Here is a 21,452-nt window from a genome sequence, read left to right on the forward strand (position 1 = left end):
AAGGAAAAAAAATGGTTAATCAGACATTAGTAGCTCAGCCTGACACTTTTACCATCCTTAACCTTTCGCCAAACACGCAGGTTTGAAATCGAGAATTTAAAATGCTTATGTATAAGATGATAGCGGCTATAGAAGCGCAAATTAATACTATATTGGTCAAAGTGAACATTAGAATATTGGCTGTTTCTGGTTTTAAATCAGATTATTTTCTTTTCAAGTATCAAGCTAGCGAAAATGCGCCTCTTGGATCCATGAAAAACTACGGCGAACTAGTATTATAATGCGCCTTTTCAATCAGTTATTAGACGCTAAAAACCTTCCAGAATTTAAACATAAAATTGATATTTTGAGCCCCGTAAGTGGCAATATGAATATGCTTGATACTGCCAACCCCCTTATTTTTAAACAACGATTATTTGGTGAAGGTGCTGTTATAAACCCTATCGGTTTTCAAATCTTAGCGCCTTTTGATGGGATTGTTTTAGACATCAGTGAAACGGCACATCGTATCCGTATAAAAGACAGGCATGGATTAAAACTGCAAATCCACTGCGGTTGGGAGGCGCAAAAGCTAAATGGGGATGGCTTTAAACGTAAAGTGACAGTGGGTCAAAAACTGGCATTGGGGCAACCTATATTAGATTTCGACGCTAGAAAGTTGAAACTAGCTTTAAACGACAACGCATTTTACATAACCCTTCTCAATAGTGATAAAGTAAAAGGACTACTGATTAATCCTCGAAAGGTGACTGCATGTGAAGATCATATATTTTCTGTGTTGATCTAAACTTTCAGGGTTGGTAAAACATCATTTATGCAGCAATGATATTATTTACCTTATTAATAATATGCATTTATTTTTCATTTCAAAATTAACAAACAAGAACTCTTTTTATGACTCAAATGTTCGGCATCAAAAATTGCGATACCATTAAAAAAGCTAAAAAATGGCTAGAAGAAAACCAGATAGAATATACCTTCCACGATTATCGTGTTGACGGATTAGACCGTGAGTGGCTAGAGAAAACAGAATCTCAGTTAGGTTGGCAAAAATTGTTAAATCAGCGTGGAACCACTTTTCGTCAATTACCAGATGAACAAAAACAAGATTTAAACAGTGAAAAAGCCATTGAGTTAATGCTGGCATCTCCTGCGATGATAAAACGTCCTGTTTTAATTCATAACGACAACTATATTTTAGGTTTTAAACCGGCAGATTATGAGGTGGTTTTTAACTAATGATGGACTCAATTGCTCTGACTAAAGAACTGATCAACCGTCAATCTGTTACCCCTGAAGATGCCGGTTGTCAGCAGTTAATGGCTGATATTTTAGCCCCCTTAGGGTTCGATATAGAATCAATGGTATTTGAAGACACGACGAATATGTGGGCAAGGAAAGGCAAGCAAGGTCCACTATTTTGTTTCGCCGGACACACAGATGTTGTGCCATCTGGCCCCGCTGAAAAATGGCAAACCCCGCCTTTTGAAGCCACCCAAGTTGGCGAGTACCTGCACGGTCGTGGCGCTGCGGATATGAAAGGAAGCTTGGCAGCCATGTTAGTGGCAACCCACAGGTTTGTTACTGCCCACCCTAACCACAAAGGTGACATTGCATTTCTGATCACCAGTGACGAGGAAGGACCATTTATTAATGGTACAACTAAGGTGATTGATACCTTAGAAGCTCGCAATGAGAAAATTGACTGGTGTTTAGTGGGTGAACCTTCTAGCACTGAAGTGGTAGGCGATGTGGTAAAAAATGGTAGACGAGGATCACTTACCGGCGATTTAATTGTGAAAGGGATTCAAGGCCATGTGGCCTACCCGCACTTAGCCAAAAACCCTATTCATGTTGCTTCACCAGCTCTGGCTGAATTAGCCAAAACTCACTGGGACGATGGCAACCGATATTTCCCTCCCACCAGCTTCCAAGTATCCAATATTAATGGAGGCACAGGAGCTGGAAATGTAATACCTGGTGAGCTTCATGTCTGTTTCAATTTTCGATTTTCAACCGAAGTCACTGACAAACAGTTAATCGAAAGAGTTTATGAAGTTCTTGACCGTCATGGTTTGGATTATGATATTAAATGGACATTTAACGGACAACCTTTCTTAACAGATGAAGGACCATTAGTTGAGGCAACACAACAAGCAATTAAATCAGTAACAGGAAAGGAAACTGAGTTATCCACTGCCGGAGGTACCTCAGATGGTCGATTTATTGCGCCAACAGGAGCTCAGGTGATTGAACTGGGGCCAGTAAACGCAACTATTCATAAAATAGATGAAAAAGTGAAGTCTGCTGATTTAGAAATACTCACCGATATATATCACGATATATTGTGTCGACTGCTGCTCTAATGTCGACAACGAAAATGCCTGCATCTTGCTGGATGGGTCTAAATGATTGCCACATCCAGCCATTTAATCAACACCACGGTTTAGTAGCAGCGGCCAAAACCGCGTTTGAAGCTATGCAGTTAGCTGCTCAACAAGACAATATAGATATTCAATTGGCTAGCAGTTTCCGCAGTTTCGATCGTCAATTAGCTATTTGGCAAAAAAAATGGTCAGGGGTATTACCCATCAATGATATCCATAGCCAACCGTTAGATACCTCAGAGTTGACTGAATTAGAAAAAATTCATGCCATTATGACCTGGTCTGCCCTGCCTGGTGCAAGTCGTCACCACTGGGGCACCGACTTAGACGTATTTGATAAAAAAGCGGTTGAGGCCAGCGGACAGTCTTTGCAATTGATAAGTGCTGAATATGAAAAATCAGGCCCTTGTTATCCATTGCATTGCTGGTTAGAAGATAATGCCGACAAGTTCGGCTTTTATCGTCCGTACAAATTTTATAATGGTGGAGTTGCTCCTGAAGCTTGGCATTTGAGTTATTCCCCTATCTCAAAATCAATTATAAAACAACTTCACTTGAGTGAACTCAGCAAGCAATTAGCCAGTGTAAATATCGGTGGAAAACAAACAATATTAACCCATCTGAATGAGCTTTTTGAGCGTTATACATTAAATGGAATTGTGCAATGAATATCTGGCTAATTGTAACCTTGTTGATTGCATTGGGTTTGGTAGTGGGAAATATTTTATTATTGAAAATGAGTGCTAAAATGACATTCGAAAAAACCGAAGCAAAACCTGAAGATGAGGTTCACCCATCTCATTCAAATAAAAAAGAACGCTCATCAACAGTGCGAGAAAATACCGATAAACCCTAGCTGGAGTTGTTAAAAGTGCGGATAACTATTCTTGCCAATCGAGATTTAGCTAGCAATATAGCGATAAATCTATTGCTCCAAAAAATGCCTGAGCATCAATATTGTATTTTCCTGTCTGCTAAAGTAGGTAAATCAGATAACACACCTGAGCCACTGAAAAATTTAGCGTTTATTGAGCAAACATTATTTAATCAAATAGTTTTTCCACTTATTGATACTCATCAAGAAGTAGCCAATTTTACCAATCCACCAGCACTCTCCGGGTTACATTTTAAAAGCTTTCAGCAAATAGCAGCTCAAGGCATAGCGGTTAAAGATATTCAAAACATTAATAGCTCCTGTGGATATCAAGACATCGTTAAGCAAGACCCCGAGTTGATCATCTCAATTCGATTTGGTCAAATTCTGCAAGAGCCTATTATTCGTATGCCTAAACTAGGCGTAATAAACCTTCATTCTGGTGAATTACCGAATTTTAGAGGGGTGATGGCGACATTTTGGGCGATGTTAAACAATCAAAAGAAAATTGGCACCACCTTACATTTTATCGACTCAAGTAAGATTGATGCCGGAAAAGTCATCGCTAACACTCAGCAAGATGTGGATTACCAGCACTCTTATCTTTACAACGTATTGAGCCTGTACCCACAAGGTGTAGATACCCTAGTCTGTGCCGTCAACCAATTAATCCGAGGTGAAGCCTTGAAAACGCGAAGTATGGATTTGTCGAGGGGGCAGTACTTTAGTTTTCCAGATGAAATAGCCCTGAATCAGTTTACTAGACAAGGAAAACGGCTTTACGACTATGATGAAATTACGGAATGGGTTGCCAAATACCGCTTACCTTAGAATGATAAACAAAGCACTGAATAGACCTATTTTATTGACTTTCACTCAAAAAACATCTTCTGTGAAGAAGCCCTGAATGAATTACTTCAGGGGTGATTTTAGATTTAGCCCTTCACTCATATACAAATCATCGTATTTCAGACCTCCATTACCATAAGGTTGCTTTTTAGGCCCAGTATTACAATTCATTAAAAAATGCGTGAGAGGCTGTTCCCGTTGCATTCTAAAAGTGGCATGGGAATAGACTTTTTGTTGTTCAGGGAACTCACTTCCTCCCTTCACATACACATCGTACGTTTGACCACCATGGTTGGTTTTGCGGTTATCCACCACATACCATATTTCGTACCACTGACCAGGTACAAGAGGCTGTGCATCTTGTCCTGTTTGATTATTTTGGATGTTAGCGTAGCCATCTTTAGTCTTAACCATTAACACACCAGTATTTTTAAGGCCATTTGACTCTGTTTTATCGGTTACTCTCAAAGTCGCTTCGAACGCATTGTAGTCGTTTAACTCAATATCCTTTGGGCCCATATTGCTAATACCAAAGGCATGGTTATTCGGAAAGGACTCCACATTGATCCGGGTATAAAATGTGTATACATCCCCAACGTCGACACTTGTGGGAAGAGCTGCATAAGTTAATGCTTTGCGATTTCCTACCACCCCCTCTGCTGCAGGCTTTTTAATTAAATAAACATTCTCAGAATGCCCTAAGACTTCTTTTCTGCGCTCACTAATTTGTGGATTGTGAACCTTTGGATATGTGTCGTTTTTAGTATCTGCCTTTGTCCACTTATCTAAACTGTTAGCTGCTTCAAAATTATCTATTAATATCCAATCGGCGGCACCACTTGCAAGGCTCGAAGGCATGTGAAAAATCATCACAAAACTGATTAAAACGAACCGCTTTTTGCGCCACAAGCCCCCTGCTATTTTGGCCCAACTAACGATATTATCAATTTCAGATTTACTGTTACTTTGAACCATTTTGACCCTCACAGGTTAGATGTCAATCGACTGTATTCATCGCATAAGCATATAGCAATAAAAACAGTCGTTTCAATCAAATTCGATAGCATGATTGAAAACAGGTATAGCTACAATCCAGGCCATGCTAAATCGTTCAAAAAGTCGTTAAAATTGCAAAACATACATTTGGCTAGTATCGAACTGACCACTTAAACCATCTAAATATATCCTTTGAATGGCATCAATACCTTTAATATTAGTGGTGCCTAATAGTGATTCCATATGCTGGGAAAATCCGCCCCATGCAACGGCGTAGCGCTGCATAAACCCCTTACCTCCCCACTCTTGCATGCGTTTGTTAACTTGAGTGGGAGCAAAAAAGAACTCTCCTTGCAATTCGCCAGCGTATGATTTTGCTTGAGATTCAACATCCGTTACGCCGATATAGATCATCTTTTGTAAACTCGCACTTAAATGTGCCTGAAGATCCAATAATAAGGGTTTATTGCCAGAGAAATCCAATACGATTGTCTTATCACTTTTATCTAATGTAGAAAATGCTTGGTAGTCTAATACCTGATCATAACAGGCAGTCTTCTGGGTAAAAGCCTTGTTGTGCTTAGATGTCAGGCCAACAACGTTATAATTCAGCCCTCGACTCTTACAATGCTTTTTCAACAGGTACGCTGCACCATAGGCAGTCTTACTAGAAGCACTAGTTAACACTATATTGGTTGTGTCTGGCGTTGCAATTTCACCAATAAAATCGTCTAACACAAAAGAGGTCATAAACAATGGTCGAAAATTGAGTTGCCAGTCCTCTTTTTTGGGATCGTAGGCGGGGTCGGCATTACAACGAACATACTGATCGTAGACGCTGGAAATACTTTTACGCACAGGACTAACATCGTAAAAATCATTGGCCGTTATTTTACCTGCCGTAATCACCAGATGAGTAGCAAATGGCAAGTAACCAAATACCTTTTCACCGACTACAAGATCCGGATTATTAGAGTATTCAATGGTAGCAAAACCCCAAATAGGCATAATGCCAAATCCCTCTTGAGCGGGAAAAAAGCCCCAATACCCCATTTTTTCCCCAAATAACGCATAGGTAATATTATTCGCTGAAAAACCAAATGAGTCGATTTTAAGGACGACTTCGTCCTTAGCTAAGAAATCGGTATTAATTGAATCTTTAACAACTGCGAGTTTGCTTAGATTGGATTTATTGGTTTGAATTTGTTGACGAGTGAGCACCGGCATTGACAATTCCCTTAGCGTTTAAAGTCAAATTAATGTTAATTTAACTTATAGTAACGCTAGCGAGGTGCTTAATGCATCATCCTTTTGAATAGACAAAAATAACAGCTCAAAATACTTAAAGTTTGCAGGATCTTTTATTACCAAGCTTTTAGATCGTCAAAAGATTGATGCAATAATGGAATAAACCAACTTTCAAATAACTTCACTTTTTGCCACTCAAAATTCTGCTCAGGCGCGACCAAATATAATGAATATGGACTAGGACTACTAAACTCTAATAAGGTTAGTAAAGATCCATTATGTAAATGATCTGCAACTAAACTCTTGTTCACCAATGTAAACCCACGCCCAGCGAGTGCATTTTCAATTAGCAAGACTGAATTACTTGCACGAATTGACGGGGTTAACTCTTGTACATTCACTGCGTAGGTTTTACACAGGTTTTCAAAAACTGGGACGATATCCGCACTGGTATCTTCAATCCAAGGTAACGTAAATACCATCGATGGGTTATTTGTTTGCTGTCTGCTAATAATATCTGGGCTAGCCACTAAAATAAGTTGGTCACTAACCAGTTTCTTTTCCGCCAATCCTTTATATCCACCAGCGCCCATACGAATCGCCAAATCGATGTCACCTCGATTAAAATCCACTAAATCATTACTGGGTGCTAACTGAATCATGAGTTCCGGATGCAACTTTTGAAACTGTGGTAATCGAGGCATTAGCCAAAGTGAAGTAAATGAATGAATAGTCGATATTCTCAATATATTTGGATTTGCGTCACCAGATATAGCTCTCAAGCCCGATTGAAATTGCGTGAATCCCTGTTGGATGTATGGAAGCAACAATTCACCAGAAAGGGTTAACTGAGTTTGTCGATTAGAACGTTCAAACAATTTTTGCTCTAAAAAGTCTTCAAGTAGTTTTATTTGCTGACTCACTGCAGCTTGGGTGACAAATAGTTTTTCAGCGGCTAATTTAAAACTCGACAACTCAGCGGCCACCATAAAGAACCGCAGAGATTTAAGAGGAGGTAGTGGTTGCTCCATTTTCTTTCCTACTTTTCTGAATTTCTTCAATTAAGATTTTCTAAAGTGTAGTTAAATTTTAATCGTTTGTTCAAGTTGTATTTCAACACTAATCTAAAGTTGAACTTTCAACAAACAAGGAATTAACATGCAATACATTACTGCTTTAACTATATTTTTATTGAGCTTTACTCTAAACGCCACAACCAATGACAAATTTGAAACTAAGTATTCTTATCAAGGATATCCGTACAAAATACTCATTGACCGATCCGACTCAATAAAGATTTTATTTACCGAGAAAAAAGCAACGATTAACTGTGCAGTGGAATTTAATCATGGAGAGTCTGTGCGTAAAACGGCTTATTTAGAGGTCGAAAAAGCAGACTTTGATAATGAACCGCTTGCCAGCTGTTTACCTAGACATACAGCGAAAGCTTGGCTGAAAGATACGTTTGAATAATGCTTAGATGGAATAAAGAGAACAAATTAGCTAAATATAAATGTCTAAGTGCTTTCTACCCTGTTCATCCACGGATGGAAGTTCAGGATCTACTGGCTCTTTGTCATTTTGTTGTTTTTCAGCGGTTTGTTTTTTGTCTGTTTCCTTTTCTGCGTCTTTGTCCTTTTCTTCCTCAGAAGACTTGTTATGGTACTTTTCCCGTGCATCCCTTTCTTCTGTATTTAGGGCTTTTTCTTCGTCGTTTAATTCACGAAGTTTTGCCTCTTTTTCAACTTGTTTAACTTTGAGCTCATCTTTTTCAATGGCAACTTTACCTTCACGGGGTAAAACTGAAAATATTAAATCACTGCTCATAGGATTGACTCACTTTTGTTTTATTTGGAAAATGAATTGCGCCCAACTTATGGACAAGCTATCCATTTCCATCATTAATTAGCTATCGTATTGATTTTGACTTACTTTAACACTTTTCGTTCATTTTTTGAGCGACAGTGTGGAATTCCTTTGTGCTAATGCCTTTTAGTTTTAACTAATACAATCTTAAATCATTACTTTTAGGTGTTTGTACTTGCATTCTCTTTGTGGTTTGGATAATGTTCTGCGCATCAACACGATAAACCAAAACGAACAAGAAAAGCATATGATTTTTTTCACCAATAAAAGCGACCTAAACTGGCATCATCATATAGCATAACCTTTCAGGTTCGTGCTGGAAGGTTAATTGTCCTTCCAGTGGTACAGAATTTTTCTAAACCCCCGGAAGGAAACTTCTGGGGGTTTTTCGTTGTAATGGCAACGATTTGAAATTTAACTTTATATTGAGGCAACAACATGAGCGAGAGTAAACGATTACGCATAGCGGTACAAAAGAAAGGGCGATTGAGTGATGATAGCATTAGCTTACTCAAAGCTATCGGCATTAAATTACAAATTCGTGATCGCCTTTTAATTGCTCATTCCACCAACCAACCCATTGATCTATTGTTGGTGCGTGATGACGATATTCCAGGCTTGGTTATGGATGGTGTGGTCGATATGGGCTTTATTGGCGAAAATGAACTTGAAGAAAAGATGCTAGAACGCCAGCAAGCAGGAAAACCCCACGAATTTAAAACTCTGCGTCGTCTAGATTACGGCGGTTGCCAATTATCCATTGCTGTCCCTACTGAGTTTGATTATCAAGGGTTAGAATCTATAAACGGTTTAAAAGTAGCAACGACCTACCCGTTCCTATTGGAACGATTCTTTAAAAATAATAATATTGATGCTCAGTCCGTTATGTTAACTGGCTCGGTGGAAGTTGCCCCACGCGCAGGTGTAGCAGACGCCATTTGTGACCTAGTTTCCACAGGAGCAACCTTGGAAGCAAACGGTTTACGAGAAGAAGCCGTCATTTTCAAATCTAAGGCCGTTTTAATTCAACGTGCTGGCGAATTAAGCGATGACAAACAAGCCTTGATTAATCGCCTATTGCCTCGCGTAGACGGTGTGATGCAGGCTAAAGAAAGCAAATACATAATGTTGCACGCCCCAAAAGCTTATTTAGAACAAGTAAAAAGCTTATTACCCGGTGCTGAAAACCCAACTGTTTTGCCCCTCGCAAATAATGATGAAACTGTGGCTATCCATGTAGTTAGCTCAGAAACATTGTTCTGGGAAACCATGGAAAAGCTGAAATCTCTGGGTTGTAGCTCTATATTAGTTATGCCAATCGAAAAAATGATGGGCTAATAAAATGACTACGCAAATTCAAGACTGGGCAAAGTTGTCAGACACTCAAAAACAACAGATTTTGAGTCGCCCAGCACAGGCAGACAACGAAAAATTGCGTAATATTGTTGGAGATATTTTACAACAAGTAAAAGAGCACGGTGATGATGCTGTTAGGGAGTTAACCGAACAGTTTGACGGTATTCGATTGGCAACATTACGTTTAGACAGCGAAAGCCTAAACAACGCAGCGACGGAAATCACTGATAAAGTGCGAAGCGCTATCGATTTGGCCTATGCAAATATTAAAGCCTTTCATCAGGCTCAGTATCCTTCGGACGTAAAAATAGAAACCCAACCCGGTGTGCTATGTGAGCTCAAGCATTCTGCCATTGATTCTGTTGGTTTATATATTCCTGGTGGCAGCGCGCCGTTACCATCCACGGTACTGATGCTTGGAGCGACGGCTCAAGTGGCCGGTTGTGAACGCAAAATTTTATGCACACCTCCTGATGCAAATGGCAACATAGCAGCAGAGATCCGCTATGCAGCAAGTCTCTGTGGTATCGATGAGATCTATCTGATTGGTGGTGCCCAGGCGATTGCAGCCATGGCTTACGGTACCGCTTCAATAGCAAAAGTAGATAAAATATTTGGTCCCGGCAATAGTTTCGTCACCGAAGCCAAACAACAAGTTAGTACTCAAGCAAACGGAGCGGCTATTGATATGCCAGCCGGCCCTTCAGAAGTTTTAGTGATTGCTGATGAATCCGCCGAGCCGAGTTTTGTTGCCTCTGATTTACTGTCTCAAGCAGAGCACGGTGCAGACTCCCAAGCCGTTTTAGTGAGTAGCAGCCAAACGCTAATAGAAGCCGTTCAACTAGCGGTAGAGCAACAATTACAACAACTATCGCGCAAAGATATTGCCGAAAAAGCCATGCAACATGGGCGATATATTTTAACTACTGATGTTAACCAGTCTATTTTAGTCAGCAATCAATATGCTCCTGAACACCTCATTGTACAGGTTAAAAATGCGCGAGATTTGCTGCCAAAACTTAAGTATGCGGGTTCAATATTTGTCGGTAAGTGGTCGCCAGAATCTGCTGGGGATTACGCCAGTGGAACCAATCACGTGTTACCCACATACGGATATTCTAGAAACTATTCCAGTTTAGGCTTGGCAGATTTTATGCGCCGCTTCACAGTTCAAGAACTGACTTACCAAGGACTTTCCAATATAGGTAATGCAATTATGGATCTTGCTGATGCCGAAGGTTTAGATGCCCATAAACGAGCAGTTTCAATTCGATTGCAAGGAGATGAAGCATGAGCAATTTAGTGGAAAAGCTATTATGCAATAACGTAAAAAGCTTAAAACCTTATGAATCGGCTCGCCGACTCTTTGCTGCTGGTACGGGTGAAACTCAACAAACTTGGTTAAATGCTAACGAATCTCCCTATGCTAATGAATATGACATCGAAAGTGAGCGTTTTAATCGCTATCCAGACTGCCAACCTACCGCAGTAATCAATTCTTATGCAGCCTACTCTGGTGTTGCCCCAGAAAACACCTTAGTTAGTCGAGGAGCTGACGAAGGTATTGAATTGCTGATTAGAGCATTTTGTACGCCAGCAAAAGATGCTATTTTGATTTGTCCTCCAACATACGGAATGTATGCAATTAGCGCAGAAACATTTAACGTTGACGTACACAAAGCCCCGCTAAACCATGATTTTAGTCTAGATGTGGAAAGTATTTGTGCACACAAAGGTAAAGTGAAATTGGTGTTCATCTGTTCACCAAATAACCCCACTGGAACCACTGTCGATTCAAACCAGCTACAACAAGTTGTTGAGCATTTTGCTGATTCAGCTTTAGTGGTTGTTGATGAAGCGTACATCGAGTTTGATTGGCAGAGCAGTTGGGCGGCTCAGTTAGCAACTTACCCCAATTTAGTTATTTTACGCACGCTTTCTAAAGCCTTTGCTTTAGCTGGAATACGATGCGGTTTTACCTTGGCTGCTCCGGCAGTGATACAAGCTTTGTTAAAAGTAATTGCCCCCTACCCGATTCCAGAGCCCGTTGCGCAAATCGCTTGCCAAGCGCTTAAGGCTTCAGGTATCGATAGGATGCAATATCAGGTCACTGAGTTAAACGGCCAAAGAAGCATATTAAAACAACAATTAACTACCATCTCAGATGTTGAATTAGTTGGTGATGATAAAGCCAATTTTATTTTGTTTCGGTGCAAACAAAAACAGCAACTGATGCAGTATTTAGTGGATAATCATATTTTGATTCGCGATCAATCTAAGCAAATAAATCTGCAAAACTGCCTACGCATAACAGTAGGGACTGCTGAACAAAATCAACAGCTAATGGATTTAATCTTTTCATTTTTTAAACAACAGGAATCGGCCCAATGAGCGCCTTACCGATTTTATTTATAGATAGAGACGGCACCTTAGTAGAAGAGCCACCTATTGATAAGCAACTCGATCGTTTAGACAAATTAGTATTTGAACCCAATGTCATTCCCGTACTATTGAAACTGCAGCATGCAGGTTACCATTTAGTCATGGTGTCGAATCAAGATGGTTTAGGGACAGATTCATTTCCCCAAGCCGATTTCGATGCCCCACATAATATGATGATGGATATTTTTTCCTCACAAGGGGTGAAATTTGATGATGTGTTAATTTGTCCTCACTTCGAAGAACAGCAATGCAGTTGCCGCAAGCCTAAGTTGGGGTTGGTAAAAGAGTATCTTCAGCAAGGAAAAGTCGACTTTACGCGTTCTTTGGTGATTGGCGATCGTCAAACCGACATCGGGTTAGCAGATAACATGGGGTTAAAATCTCAGCTGTATAACCGTGAAACTAACGATTGGCTGGCAATCCAAAAAACCATACTTAGTTCAAGCAGAACAGCAACGGTAACCCGTAATACGTCCGAGACTCAAATTAACGTGTTTGTTGATTTAGACAGTAGCGCTAAATCTACTATCGAAACAGGTATCGGCTTTTTCGACCATATGCTAGACCAAATATCGACTCACGGTGGTTTTGAGCTGCGTTTATCTGTCAATGGAGATTTGCACATTGATGATCACCACAGTGTTGAAGACACAGCGCTCGCTTTAGGTGAGGCCCTGAAACAGGCCTTAGGTGATAAACGTGGCATCGGTCGCTTCGGTTTTGCCCTGCCTATGGATGAATGTCGAGCTGAATGTATCATGGATATTTCAAATCGGCCTCACCTAAAATTTGAAGCTGAATTTAGTCGCGATACTGTTGGTGAAATGGCAACAGAAATGGTGCCACATTTTTTCTATTCCATAGCTCAGGCAATGGGATTATCTCTACACTTGTCAACCACAGAAGGTAATGCCCATCATCAGGTAGAAAGCCTGTTTAAAGTGTTTGGGCGAGCGTTACGTCAAGCCATTACGAAACAAGGGGATACCTTACCCAGCAGTAAAGGAGCACTATAAGCATGTCTGTGGTAAGTTCTTCTCAACACACGGTGATTATTAATACTGGTTGCGCAAATATTTCGTCGGTGAAATTTGCTCTGCAAAGGTTGACGCAAAATGTAACCGTATCTGATGATCCAAAGGTTATTTGTGCCGCTGACAAACTAATTTTACCAGGCGTAGGCAGTGCTAATTCAGCAATGGAAAGTATTGAAAAAAAGCAGCTAGCAAGTTGTATTCAATCTTTAGCTCAACCTGTGTTAGGGGTATGTTTGGGCATGCAATTAATGGTGACCGACTCCCAAGAAAAAGCCCATCAAAGTGATCTTGGCAATACCCCCTGTTTGAATTTAATACCCGGTCAAGTGAAGCGTATGCAAGTAGGTGATTTACGTTTACCACACATGGGGTGGAATACGGTTGAAGCCGTTGAACAAACTTCGTTATTTAAAGGGATCCCACAAGGAACCTATTTCTATTTTGTACATAGTTTTGCGGTCGAAGTGTATTCCCATACGTTGGCGTCCAGCCAATATGACATGCCTTTTTCTGCAGCCATTCACAGAGACAATTTTTATGGTGTGCAATTTCACCCTGAACGTTCTGGAGATGCCGGAGCAACCCTACTGGAGAACTTTTTAAACTTATGATTATTCCAGCAATAGATTTAATTGACGGTGCGGTTGTACGTTTATATCAAGGCGATTATGACCAAAAAACCCAATACAAACTTGACCCTGTAGAAGTAGTACATAACTACGCGGATCAAGGCGCTAAATGGTTGCATATTGTGGATTTAACCGGAGCTAAGGATACCAACAAACGTCAACTTGAATTGATTAAACGTATGGTAGATACCCAACGTATGCAGTTTCAAGCCGGTGGCGGAATTCGCTCTGAAGCAGATGTAGCGCAGCTTTTGGAAATCGGTGTTAAACGCATTGTGATTGGCTCATTAGCCGTCAAACAGCCAGAGACCGTAAAACAATGGGTGACTAAATACGGATCTGAATCCATTGTCCTAGCCTTGGATGTGAATATTGACGAAAACGGCAACAAATATATTGCTACCCATGGTTGGCAGGAAAGCTCTGGAGTAGCCCTTGAAGGATTGCTTGATGATTTTTTAAGTGTCGGCGCTAAACACGTGTTATGTACTGACATCAGTAGAGATGGCACCTTACAAGGCGCTAACCATCAGCTTTATACAGAAATGAAACAGCGTTTTCCAAATGTCGTTTGGCAGGCATCCGGTGGTATCGGTTCCCTGGCAGATATTGAAGCATTAAAACCCAGCCATGTAGATGGGGTCATTTTAGGACGCGCTCTATTAGAAGGTAAGTTTACCCTTGAGGAGGCTATCCAATGTTGGCAAGGAGAATAATTCCCTGTTTGGATGTTCGAGATGGCAAGGTTGTCAAAGGGGTTAAGTTTCGCAATCACGAAATCATCGGTGACATCGTTCCTTTAGCCGAACAATATGCCCAGCAAGGCGCTGACGAGTTGGTATTTTACGATATCACTGCTTCTAGCGATCAACGGGTAGTCGACAAAAGCTGGGTAAGCCGCATAGCGCAAGTCATAGATATCCCATTTTGTGTTGCTGGCGGCATTAAGTCTGTTGAAGATGCTGGCCGAATTTTAGAAATGGGAGCAGATAAAATATCGGTTAACTCTCCAGCCCTAGCCGACCCAGAGTTGATCACCCGATTACATGATACCTACGGACAACAATGTGTGGTTATCGGCATTGATAGTTATTTCAATAAGCAAAGCCAGCAATTCGAAGTGTATCAATTTACTGGTGACGAAAAACGGACCCAAAACACTGGCCGACTTACCGTTGATTGGGTTAAAGAAGTACAGCAACGTGGCGCAGGTGAAATTGTTCTCAATTGTATGAACCAAGACGGTGTCCGCCAAGGTTACGATATTGCTCAACTAAGCCTTGTACGCGATGCCTGCACAGTGCCTTTAATTGCATCTGGTGGTGCAGGTGAAAAGCACCATTTTTACGATGTTTTCAAACAAGCCGATGTGGATGGCGCACTGGCTGCATCAGTATTCCATAAGGGGATAATTCCCATTCCGGAGTTGAAAGATTTTTTACGAGCACAAGGCGTGGTAATTCGCGAAGACTTTGTGCCCACAACATCCTAAGAGTAAAACGGATAAAACAGAGAATTCCATGATTATCAATCGACAAACAATAGACCAACTAGGTTGGGATAAAATGCAGGGATTAATCCCTTGTATCGTGCAAAACGCCATAAGTGGTAAAGTGTTAATGCAAGGCTATATGGATCAAGCGGCGATTATGACAACCTTAGATAGTGGTCACGTCACTTTTTATAGTCGTTCTAAACAGCGTTTGTGGACCAAAGGTGAAACCTCCGGTCATACCCTTGATTTAGTTGAACTAACGGCCGATTGTGACAAAGACTCAATCTTAGCCTTAGTAAAACCAAATGGACCTACTTGTCATTTAGGCACTGAATCCTGTTGGGCATCCAGTACAGACGCTGATTTTACCTTTATCGCCGAACTTGAAACTATTTTAGCTGCGAGAAAAACAGCAGATCCTGAGTCTAGTTATACCGCAAGTTTGTATAGCAAAGGTATTAAACGCATTGCGCAAAAAGTGGGTGAAGAAGGGGTTGAAACAGCCCTAGCTGCTACCGTTAAAGACTTGGAAGAGTTGAAAAATGAATCTGCAGACCTACTCTACCATCTAATTGTTTTATTGCAGGCTTCAGATCTTTGCCTAAGCGATGTGGTGGATGTACTAAAATCTCGTCATAATAAAAAATAAATAAATGATTTGGCTTGGCGTTGTGAATGCCAAGCCAAACTGATTTAATATCACAACAACCTGTATTTCTTTCAATCCTGTGTTTCTTTCAATAAAGAACCGTCCTAAAGGTCAGGTTATTTTACTTACTTCTTGCTAGACTAATCACTTCATTCCTAAAAAACTTGTTAAAATGAAAGGACGCTTACACTATGCAATCTTCTCGTTTCAGTTTAATCATTGGCGCAGCCTTAATCATTAGCACTGCTGTCCTAGGATACTTTCTACAGCAGTCTGTAGAACGTTTTCGCGCATTTGAGCGAACAATTACGGTAAAAGGCCTATCCGAACATGAAGTGCCTGCCGATACAGCCATCTGGCCCATTCAATACAGTGTGATAAGCGATGATCTTGCAGGTTTGTATCAGCAACTGGAAAGTCAACAACAAGTCGTCGAGCAGTTTTTGTTAGAAAATGATTTTTCCGAAGATGAAATAAGCGCTTCAACTCCGACAATTAATGATAAAAAAGCGCAAAATTACGGAAATTACAATGCAAATGACATTCGTTTTACTGCCACTCAAACTTTCACTGTTTATAGTGAAAAAATCGATTCAGTATTGCAAGCTCAAACCAAATTATTGGAGTTAGGCAAACGAGGGTTAGTACTCAATGGTAACAGTTATGAGAATCGAACCCAGTTTTTATATTCGGGTTTAAATCAAATAAAACCTCAAATGATTGAAGATGCCACCCAAAAAGCCCGTGAAGTCGCTGAAAAATTTGCCGCCGACAGCAACAGTCAATTAGGTAAAATAAAACAAGCCCGACAAGGACAATTTAGTATTTCGGATAGAGACAGTAACACTCCCTATATCAAACAAGTTAGAGTGGTATCCACCATAGAATATTACTTAATTGACTAGGAAATATTAATGCGCACAATCGGCTTAATAGGCGGTATGAGTTGGGAATCTACCGTCAGTTATTATCAAAGTATCAACCGACAAATTAAACAGCGTTTAGGTGGATTACATTCCGCTAAAATCATTTTACACAGCGTCGATTTTGCACAAATTGAACAATTGCAGCATCAACATAGATGGCCAGAATTAGCTAAAATTTTAGCTGAGGCTGCCCAAGGTCTAGAAAAAGCAGGTGCTGAATGTGTGGTGATTTGTACCAATACCATGCATAAATTCGCCGATATAGTGCAACAAGCAACATCTCTCCCCTTACTCCATATTGCTGATGCAACGGCAAAATCCTTAGTAGCAGATGAGATTCGAAAAGTTGGGTTACTTGGCACCCGCTTCACCATGGAACAAGAGTTTTACCGGCAAAGATTAGAGGACAAATTCGCAATCGAAGTTTTAATTCCTGAACACTCAGAAAGAGAACTAGTGCACCGAGTGATTTATGAGGAGTTGTGCTTAGGGAAAGTCAAAACTTCATCACGAAATAACTACTTAAACATTATGGCTAACTTACATCAACGAGGTGCTCAAGCAGTGATTCTTGGCTGTACTGAAATTGCACTGTTAATTAGTCAAATGGATACAAATATTCCGCTGTATAACACCACGGACATTCATGCATTAGCCGCGGTAGATTTTGCCTTGAAAAATAGCTTACAGAGCTAATGACACAAATCATTACAATCTAAGTTTGAACCTTGCTTGCTCAAGGTATCAAATAACTAATCTAAAACCTTAATAACGATAGTTAAATTAGGAGCGTTGTGATGAAACAAACAATAGTTAACCTATGCAAAGAGAACTGGGGCTTTATTTTGTTTATTTGCTTAATGTTCGCATCAAGAAGTAGTTTAGCTGACTGGTATCATGTTCCTTCTGGATCAATGTTACCCACAATAGAAGTCGGTGATCGCATTTTAGTCAATAAGATGGCCTATCGCATAGAGTTACCTTTTACCGATATCCCTTTGGTACAAACAGGTTCTCCCGAACGAGGAGATATCGTTACCATTAACTCGATTGCAGCCCAAGAAAGATTGGTTAAACGCATTGTTGGATTGCCGGGTGATCAAATTTCAATGCTCAACAATCAATTAATAATTAACGGGCAACGAATTCAATATGCAAAGGCACGACAAAGTCACTTCTACACTGAGGATTTATTAGGCGTTAATCATTTAGTGCAATTTGAATCTGTTCCGCACAGTAAAGACAGTTTTGCTAATATGGAAATTCCGCAAGGCTACTATTTTGTAATGGGTGACAATCGAAATAACAGTCGTGATTCTCGCTATTTTGGTTTCGTAAGTGCTCAAGAATTACAAGGGAAAGCGACAAAGGTGATCGCTTCTTTGGATAAAGACAACTATTACCTACCGAAAGCCAATAGAAATCTTATAGATTTAAATTGATAAAAATCAGATAGTTATAAATTATTTTTAATTTTTTTAAATTTTTCCTATTGAAAATCTATTGCTCCACCACATATTTAAGTTGTCGGCGCCGAAAGGGTCGACAACTAATACCGCCGCCGAAGATTCGGGGCACAATTTAAAATTTAACATATTGCTTAATAGCGAGGATATGACTATGCGTAACATCGACTTATCACCACTTTATCGTTCTTTTATCGGTTTTGATCACTTAGCATCTATGATTGATGCTGCTTCACAAAGTGAAAAACAAACAACCTATCCGCCATACAATATCGAGTTGTTAGAAGAAGACAAGTATCGAATTACTATGGCAGTGGCAGGATTTTCCCAAGAAAATATTACCATTGAGACTCAGGAAAATACCTTAAAAGTCTCAGGTACACTTCCAGGAAAAGAAAGCGATCGTAAGTTCCTTCACAAGGGTATTTCAGAGCGAAACTTTGAAAGAAAATTCCAGCTTGGAGATCATGTGAAAGTACTATCCGCGGATATGCAAAATGGTCTGTTGCATATTGAGCTTGAACGCGTAATTCCGGAAGCGAAAAAGCCTAGAAAAATTGAAATAGGCAGTAAAGAAAACAGCTATATCGAAAATAAATCTGAATAGTTAGTTTTCAATTCAAAAAATTAAAACGGCGTCTTTGGACGCCGTTTTTTATGAGCTCTACTACGTTTAAATAATTTAAAATCGACTAATACAAGGTTAAAATATTCAATACAGATGCACCAACAAGCGCTGCAAAAGTCATTAGCATTCCCCACAAGCGTTGCCAGCTCACACCCACGTGATGTCGTAGGCCATAAGCATGGATGATTCGCCCTAACAACAACAAGGTTCCGATACTGTGCAATATAAGATGATGGGCCTGGTTAAGCTCAGCGACTAAGAGCAAAATAAGTATTAATGGAACATATTCAGCGAAATTGCCATGTGCTCTGATAATACCTAAAAAATGACTGTCACCACCATCCCCTAAACTCACCTTACGACCGCGACGTTGTTGAATAACCAAAATAGAAAGATAAAAAAATGTGATCCCTAATAGACCAGCATAAAACGCGGTAATTGGTGTACTCATATCCTTTCCTAAATTAAAAAAGCCCACAATATTGTGGGCTTTAAGTCTAAACTATTTTACTACAGTTTCCAGTGCGGGATTACCCTAGCTTTGCAGCCAGCTGTTCACGCACGGCTTCAACAGCTTGCGTACCATCGATTTTGATGTATTCACAGTTTCCTGACTGAGCTTCAGCGGAATAATAATCAACCAATGGCTTGGTTTGCTCATGATAAACAGTCAAACGTTTACGTACCGTTTGTTCTTCATCGTCAGGTCTAATGACTAGATCCTCACCCGTAACATCATCTTTACCTTCAGTTTTAGGAGGATTATATGAGACGTGATACACACGACCTGAACCAGGATGAACTCGTCTCCCAGCCATTCTTTCTACGATTACATCATCAGCTACATCAAACTCTATGCAAAAATCGACTTTAATACCAGCCTGTTTCATAGCATCAGCTTGTGGAATAGTGCGAGGGAAACCGTCTAATAAAAAACCGCGTTCGCAATCAGGTTGGGTAATGCGCTCTTTCACTAACCCTATAATCAGTTCATCAGAAACTAATTTACCTTCGTCCATAACTTTCTTTGCAGCGAGACCTAGCTCGGTTCCTGCTTTTATAGCTGCTCTGAGCATATCGCCTGTTGAGATTTGTGGAATCCCATACTTACCCATCAAAAATTGGGCTTGTGTGCCTTTACCAGCACCAGGCGCGCCTAGAAGAATAATGCGCATGCCGTGTCCTCTCATAGTTAAAATTCAATCCAACCGCAACTCTACACATTCATTTGCTGGTATACAAGAATATCAAAGCAGACTCCCCCTAAAGTCTTATAAAAATTAGAAATAAGTATGTAAGTTTTTTGCTTGAACAACTTATTAGGGGATAAACGGTTGAATTTTAACCTTTTGCCTCTATTAATTTTAACCAGTGGGGCAAAATTCCGATTTGTGCAATTGTCAGTTTAATGCACACCAAAATGGGGACTGCTAATAACACACCTAATATTCCCCATAACCATCCCAGCGTGAGTAGCCATAATATAATCACCAGAGGGTTTACTTGCATATTACGTCCAAGAACCGCTGGGGTAATGAATTGCGATTCAATAATATTTAGAGTGAGGAAGACCCCACTTGGCATTAACGCAACCAATTCAAAACCATATTGAACTGTACCTGCCAAACATAAAATAATTAAACTAATAACAGAGCCCACGTAAGGTACAAAGTTAAGCAGCGCGACTAAAGCCCCCCACAATAACGCGTCTTGTACCCCTAAAAAATATAGAATAGCTGCAGTAGACAGACCTAATGCCGAATTGATAATACTAATAGTCACAATATATTGAGACAAAGTTTGCTGAATTTTTGTAACCAAATATACGGTTCGTTTTTTGTTTTTGACGATAGGGAAATCATTGATGAAAACAGAAAATAAAGACGGACCAAAAATAAGTAAAAACAAAATCAATATTAGGCTTGCCAATAATTGACCTATAAATGTAGGCGTTGCTCCCAAAACAGACAACAGCATCTCGATACCGCCTTGTTTTATATGTTCTTTTACAACACTTTGCTCAAGGTCTGTTGTAGGTTTAGGTGTCTCGCTTTTAAACCAGTCAAAAAAGCTAAAACCGCTACCTTCCTTACTTTCATCCGCCTGCTTTTTAGCCAGGGTTTCATGTTTAGAAAATGCTTCATTCATACTGTCTATCTGTTCGCTTAACTGAACTGAGAGTTTTGGTACTAGCTGAGCCCACCTTTGCGCAGGTTCAGCTAGTTGTGAACCTAGGAAGCTAAAAGGTGCCACTAACATCACTAATAATACAATTGCAGAAATAGGACGAGGAATATGTAGTTTTTTAAAAAAGTTTACCAAAGGGCTCAGTAGCAAAGCCGTGAGCACTGTAAAGACAATGGGGATTAGTAAAGATTGGGCAAAATATAAAGTATAAAAGACCGCTAGAATTAACAACCACTGCAATGATTTCATCGCCGTTGGAGTTTTTAGATTAGCGCCTCCATCTAACACTTGTTGATTATCAGAAGTATCTGTCACAGAGCAACCTTAATTGTGTTAATTTACACTTAGCGTGTTTACTCGCCGTCAGCAATTTTGACCGCGTTTACTTAGGTGCAGAAAATAAAATTGTACCATCAA

At 40.1% G+C, this 21,452-nt stretch carries 26 protein-coding genes and 1 other annotated feature; of the genes, 19 read left to right on the plus strand and 7 right to left on the minus strand.

The annotated features are described in order from the left end of the window. Positions 1-280: 280 nt before the first annotated feature. The 6 genes from ACYVIL_RS06660 (at position 281) to ACYVIL_RS06685 (ending at position 4,092) form a co-directional block, all read left to right on the plus strand. The gene (locus ACYVIL_RS06660) at positions 281-787 is read left to right on the plus strand and encodes a PTS sugar transporter subunit IIA (protein ID WP_303473444.1); all 507 of its coding nucleotides are present in this window, start codon (positions 281-283) and stop codon (positions 785-787) included. A 107-nt stretch (positions 788-894) separates the two neighbouring features. After that, positions 895-1,239: an ArsC family reductase gene (locus ACYVIL_RS06665; protein ID WP_303473442.1), complete on the plus strand. Its 345-nt coding sequence runs from the start codon at positions 895-897 to the stop codon at positions 1,237-1,239. Further along, positions 1,239-2,366 (plus strand): succinyl-diaminopimelate desuccinylase, encoded by a 1,128-nt coding sequence (dapE, locus tag ACYVIL_RS06670; protein WP_460311973.1) that lies wholly within the window; start codon positions 1,239-1,241, stop codon positions 2,364-2,366. Before ACYVIL_RS06665 ends, dapE begins: the two co-directional genes overlap by 1 nt. After that, positions 2,366-3,055, plus strand: coding sequence for a M15 family metallopeptidase (locus ACYVIL_RS06675; protein ID WP_303473437.1), 690 nt, complete (start codon positions 2,366-2,368; stop codon positions 3,053-3,055). The genes dapE and ACYVIL_RS06675 overlap by 1 nt, the downstream gene beginning before the upstream one ends. Next, positions 3,052-3,243 carry a DUF2897 family protein gene (locus ACYVIL_RS06680; RefSeq protein WP_460311974.1) on the plus strand — a complete coding sequence of 64 codons (192 nt, stop codon included), beginning with the start codon at positions 3,052-3,054 and terminating at the stop codon, positions 3,241-3,243. Before ACYVIL_RS06675 ends, ACYVIL_RS06680 begins: the two co-directional genes overlap by 4 nt. A 15-nt stretch (positions 3,244-3,258) precedes the next feature. Beyond that, a complete protein-coding gene (locus ACYVIL_RS06685) occupies positions 3,259-4,092 on the plus strand; it encodes a formyltransferase family protein (protein WP_460311975.1) in 834 nt (277 codons plus the stop codon). 81 nt (positions 4,093-4,173) lie between these two features. Here the strand turns inward: ACYVIL_RS06685 and ACYVIL_RS06690 are convergent, their stop codons facing one another. From ACYVIL_RS06690 to ACYVIL_RS06700, 3 genes are all read right to left on the minus strand, one after another. Beyond that, positions 4,174-4,980, minus strand: coding sequence for a hypothetical protein (locus ACYVIL_RS06690; RefSeq protein ID WP_460311994.1), 807 nt, complete (start codon positions 4,978-4,980; stop codon positions 4,174-4,176). Between the two features lie 252 nt (positions 4,981-5,232). Beyond that, on the minus strand, positions 5,233-6,333 hold the full coding sequence (locus ACYVIL_RS06695; RefSeq protein ID WP_460311976.1) for a DUF2855 family protein: 1,101 nt from the start codon (positions 6,331-6,333) through the stop codon (positions 5,233-5,235). Positions 6,334-6,470: 137 nt separating this feature from the next. Next, on the minus strand, positions 6,471-7,385 hold the full coding sequence (locus tag ACYVIL_RS06700; RefSeq protein WP_303473429.1) for a LysR substrate-binding domain-containing protein: 915 nt from the start codon (positions 7,383-7,385) through the stop codon (positions 6,471-6,473). Positions 7,386-7,512: 127 nt separating this feature from the next. Between ACYVIL_RS06700 and ACYVIL_RS06705 the strand changes: the two genes are divergently transcribed. After that, positions 7,513-7,827 (plus strand): hypothetical protein, encoded by a 315-nt coding sequence (locus tag ACYVIL_RS06705; RefSeq protein ID WP_303473428.1) that lies wholly within the window; start codon positions 7,513-7,515, stop codon positions 7,825-7,827. A 30-nt stretch (positions 7,828-7,857) separates the two neighbouring features. On the opposite strand, the gene ACYVIL_RS06710 is transcribed toward ACYVIL_RS06705, so the two are convergent. After that, the gene (locus ACYVIL_RS06710) at positions 7,858-8,181 is read right to left on the minus strand and encodes a hypothetical protein (protein WP_303473426.1); all 324 of its coding nucleotides are present in this window, start codon (positions 8,179-8,181) and stop codon (positions 7,858-7,860) included. Between the two features lie 315 nt (positions 8,182-8,496). After that, positions 8,497-8,610: a sequence feature (His leader region), on the plus strand. 48 nt (positions 8,611-8,658) lie between these two features. Between ACYVIL_RS06710 and hisG the strand changes: the two genes are divergently transcribed. From hisG to ACYVIL_RS06770, 12 genes are all read left to right on the plus strand, one after another. Beyond that, complete coding sequence (hisG, locus tag ACYVIL_RS06715) at positions 8,659-9,558, plus strand: ATP phosphoribosyltransferase (RefSeq protein WP_460311977.1); 900 nt, start codon at positions 8,659-8,661, stop codon at positions 9,556-9,558. 4 nt (positions 9,559-9,562) lie between these two features. Next, positions 9,563-10,870: a histidinol dehydrogenase gene (gene hisD / locus ACYVIL_RS06720; RefSeq protein ID WP_460311978.1), complete on the plus strand. Its 1,308-nt coding sequence runs from the start codon at positions 9,563-9,565 to the stop codon at positions 10,868-10,870. Next, positions 10,867-11,967 carry a histidinol-phosphate transaminase gene (gene hisC, locus ACYVIL_RS06725; RefSeq protein ID WP_460311979.1) on the plus strand — a complete coding sequence of 367 codons (1,101 nt, stop codon included), beginning with the start codon at positions 10,867-10,869 and terminating at the stop codon, positions 11,965-11,967. The genes hisD and hisC overlap by 4 nt, the downstream gene beginning before the upstream one ends. After that, on the plus strand, positions 11,964-13,034 hold the full coding sequence (hisB, locus tag ACYVIL_RS06730; RefSeq protein ID WP_460311980.1) for a bifunctional histidinol-phosphatase/imidazoleglycerol-phosphate dehydratase HisB: 1,071 nt from the start codon (positions 11,964-11,966) through the stop codon (positions 13,032-13,034). Before hisC ends, hisB begins: the two co-directional genes overlap by 4 nt. A 2-nt stretch (positions 13,035-13,036) precedes the next feature. Then, positions 13,037-13,666: an imidazole glycerol phosphate synthase subunit HisH gene (hisH, locus tag ACYVIL_RS06735; RefSeq protein ID WP_460311981.1), complete on the plus strand. Its 630-nt coding sequence runs from the start codon at positions 13,037-13,039 to the stop codon at positions 13,664-13,666. After that, on the plus strand, positions 13,663-14,400 hold the full coding sequence (hisA, locus tag ACYVIL_RS06740; protein ID WP_460311982.1) for a 1-(5-phosphoribosyl)-5-[(5-phosphoribosylamino)methylideneamino]imidazole-4-carboxamide isomerase: 738 nt from the start codon (positions 13,663-13,665) through the stop codon (positions 14,398-14,400). The genes hisH and hisA overlap by 4 nt, the downstream gene beginning before the upstream one ends. Next, positions 14,382-15,176 carry an imidazole glycerol phosphate synthase subunit HisF gene (hisF, locus tag ACYVIL_RS06745; protein WP_460311983.1) on the plus strand — a complete coding sequence of 265 codons (795 nt, stop codon included), beginning with the start codon at positions 14,382-14,384 and terminating at the stop codon, positions 15,174-15,176. Before hisA ends, hisF begins: the two co-directional genes overlap by 19 nt. A 28-nt stretch (positions 15,177-15,204) precedes the next feature. Then, entirely contained in the window at positions 15,205-15,828 is a 624-nt protein-coding gene (gene hisIE, locus ACYVIL_RS06750) for a bifunctional phosphoribosyl-AMP cyclohydrolase/phosphoribosyl-ATP diphosphatase HisIE (protein ID WP_460311984.1), read from the plus strand. A gap of 191 nt (positions 15,829-16,019) precedes the next feature. Then, positions 16,020-16,733, plus strand: a complete 714-nt coding sequence (locus tag ACYVIL_RS06755; RefSeq protein WP_303473410.1) for an SIMPL domain-containing protein — start codon at positions 16,020-16,022, stop codon at positions 16,731-16,733. 9 nt (positions 16,734-16,742) lie between these two features. Next, complete coding sequence (locus tag ACYVIL_RS06760; protein WP_460311985.1) at positions 16,743-17,450, plus strand: aspartate/glutamate racemase family protein; 708 nt, start codon at positions 16,743-16,745, stop codon at positions 17,448-17,450. A gap of 101 nt (positions 17,451-17,551) precedes the next feature. After that, on the plus strand, positions 17,552-18,196 hold the full coding sequence (gene lepB / locus ACYVIL_RS06765) for a signal peptidase I (RefSeq protein ID WP_460311986.1): 645 nt from the start codon (positions 17,552-17,554) through the stop codon (positions 18,194-18,196). A gap of 178 nt (positions 18,197-18,374) precedes the next feature. Beyond that, positions 18,375-18,827: an Hsp20 family protein gene (locus ACYVIL_RS06770; protein ID WP_303473404.1), complete on the plus strand. Its 453-nt coding sequence runs from the start codon at positions 18,375-18,377 to the stop codon at positions 18,825-18,827. Between the two features lie 85 nt (positions 18,828-18,912). Here the strand turns inward: ACYVIL_RS06770 and ACYVIL_RS06775 are convergent, their stop codons facing one another. From ACYVIL_RS06775 to ACYVIL_RS06785, 3 genes are all read right to left on the minus strand, one after another. Beyond that, positions 18,913-19,299: an MAPEG family protein gene (locus tag ACYVIL_RS06775; protein ID WP_303473401.1), complete on the minus strand. Its 387-nt coding sequence runs from the start codon at positions 19,297-19,299 to the stop codon at positions 18,913-18,915. Between the two features lie 79 nt (positions 19,300-19,378). Further along, positions 19,379-20,023: an adenylate kinase gene (gene adk, locus ACYVIL_RS06780; protein WP_303473399.1), complete on the minus strand. Its 645-nt coding sequence runs from the start codon at positions 20,021-20,023 to the stop codon at positions 19,379-19,381. A 166-nt stretch (positions 20,024-20,189) separates the two neighbouring features. Beyond that, positions 20,190-21,350 carry an AI-2E family transporter gene (locus ACYVIL_RS06785; protein WP_460311987.1) on the minus strand — a complete coding sequence of 387 codons (1,161 nt, stop codon included), beginning with the start codon at positions 21,348-21,350 and terminating at the stop codon, positions 20,190-20,192. Positions 21,351-21,452 lie beyond the last annotated feature (102 nt).

Source organism: Aliiglaciecola aliphaticivorans, from assembly GCF_054782055.1.

Excerpts from the sequence above, each read along its gene's own strand:
- ACYVIL_RS06695 (WP_460311976.1), bottom strand. The coding sequence starts at position 6,333 with ATGCCGGTGCTCACTCGTCAACAAATTCAAACCAATAAATCCAATCTA.
- ACYVIL_RS06755 (WP_303473410.1), top strand. The coding sequence starts at position 16,020 with ATGCAATCTTCTCGTTTCAGTTTAATCATTGGCGCAGCCTTAATCATT.
- lepB (WP_460311986.1), top strand. The coding sequence starts at position 17,552 with ATGAAACAAACAATAGTTAACCTATGCAAAGAGAACTGGGGCTTTATT.
- dapE (WP_460311973.1), top strand. The coding sequence starts at position 1,239 with ATGATGGACTCAATTGCTCTGACTAAAGAACTGATCAACCGTCAATCT.
- hisC (WP_460311979.1), top strand. The coding sequence starts at position 10,867 with ATGAGCAATTTAGTGGAAAAGCTATTATGCAATAACGTAAAAAGCTTA.
- ACYVIL_RS06660 (WP_303473444.1), top strand. The coding sequence starts at position 281 with ATGCGCCTTTTCAATCAGTTATTAGACGCTAAAAACCTTCCAGAATTT.
- ACYVIL_RS06775 (WP_303473401.1), bottom strand. The coding sequence starts at position 19,299 with ATGAGTACACCAATTACCGCGTTTTATGCTGGTCTATTAGGGATCACA.
- hisH (WP_460311981.1), top strand. The coding sequence starts at position 13,037 with ATGTCTGTGGTAAGTTCTTCTCAACACACGGTGATTATTAATACTGGT.
- adk (WP_303473399.1), bottom strand. The coding sequence starts at position 20,023 with ATGCGCATTATTCTTCTAGGCGCGCCTGGTGCTGGTAAAGGCACACAA.
- ACYVIL_RS06705 (WP_303473428.1), top strand. The coding sequence starts at position 7,513 with ATGCAATACATTACTGCTTTAACTATATTTTTATTGAGCTTTACTCTA.
- ACYVIL_RS06680 (WP_460311974.1), top strand. The coding sequence starts at position 3,052 with ATGAATATCTGGCTAATTGTAACCTTGTTGATTGCATTGGGTTTGGTA.
- ACYVIL_RS06665 (WP_303473442.1), top strand. The coding sequence starts at position 895 with ATGACTCAAATGTTCGGCATCAAAAATTGCGATACCATTAAAAAAGCT.
- ACYVIL_RS06760 (WP_460311985.1), top strand. The coding sequence starts at position 16,743 with ATGCGCACAATCGGCTTAATAGGCGGTATGAGTTGGGAATCTACCGTC.
- hisD (WP_460311978.1), top strand. The coding sequence starts at position 9,563 with ATGACTACGCAAATTCAAGACTGGGCAAAGTTGTCAGACACTCAAAAA.
- ACYVIL_RS06675 (WP_303473437.1), top strand. The coding sequence starts at position 2,366 with ATGTCGACAACGAAAATGCCTGCATCTTGCTGGATGGGTCTAAATGAT.
- ACYVIL_RS06770 (WP_303473404.1), top strand. The coding sequence starts at position 18,375 with ATGCGTAACATCGACTTATCACCACTTTATCGTTCTTTTATCGGTTTT.
- hisB (WP_460311980.1), top strand. The coding sequence starts at position 11,964 with ATGAGCGCCTTACCGATTTTATTTATAGATAGAGACGGCACCTTAGTA.
- ACYVIL_RS06690 (WP_460311994.1), bottom strand. The coding sequence starts at position 4,980 with ATGATTTTTCACATGCCTTCGAGCCTTGCAAGTGGTGCCGCCGATTGG.
- hisG (WP_460311977.1), top strand. The coding sequence starts at position 8,659 with ATGAGCGAGAGTAAACGATTACGCATAGCGGTACAAAAGAAAGGGCGA.
- hisA (WP_460311982.1), top strand. The coding sequence starts at position 13,663 with ATGATTATTCCAGCAATAGATTTAATTGACGGTGCGGTTGTACGTTTA.
- hisIE (WP_460311984.1), top strand. The coding sequence starts at position 15,205 with ATGATTATCAATCGACAAACAATAGACCAACTAGGTTGGGATAAAATG.
- ACYVIL_RS06700 (WP_303473429.1), bottom strand. The coding sequence starts at position 7,385 with ATGGAGCAACCACTACCTCCTCTTAAATCTCTGCGGTTCTTTATGGTG.
- ACYVIL_RS06710 (WP_303473426.1), bottom strand. The coding sequence starts at position 8,181 with ATGAGCAGTGATTTAATATTTTCAGTTTTACCCCGTGAAGGTAAAGTT.
- hisF (WP_460311983.1), top strand. The coding sequence starts at position 14,382 with ATGTTGGCAAGGAGAATAATTCCCTGTTTGGATGTTCGAGATGGCAAG.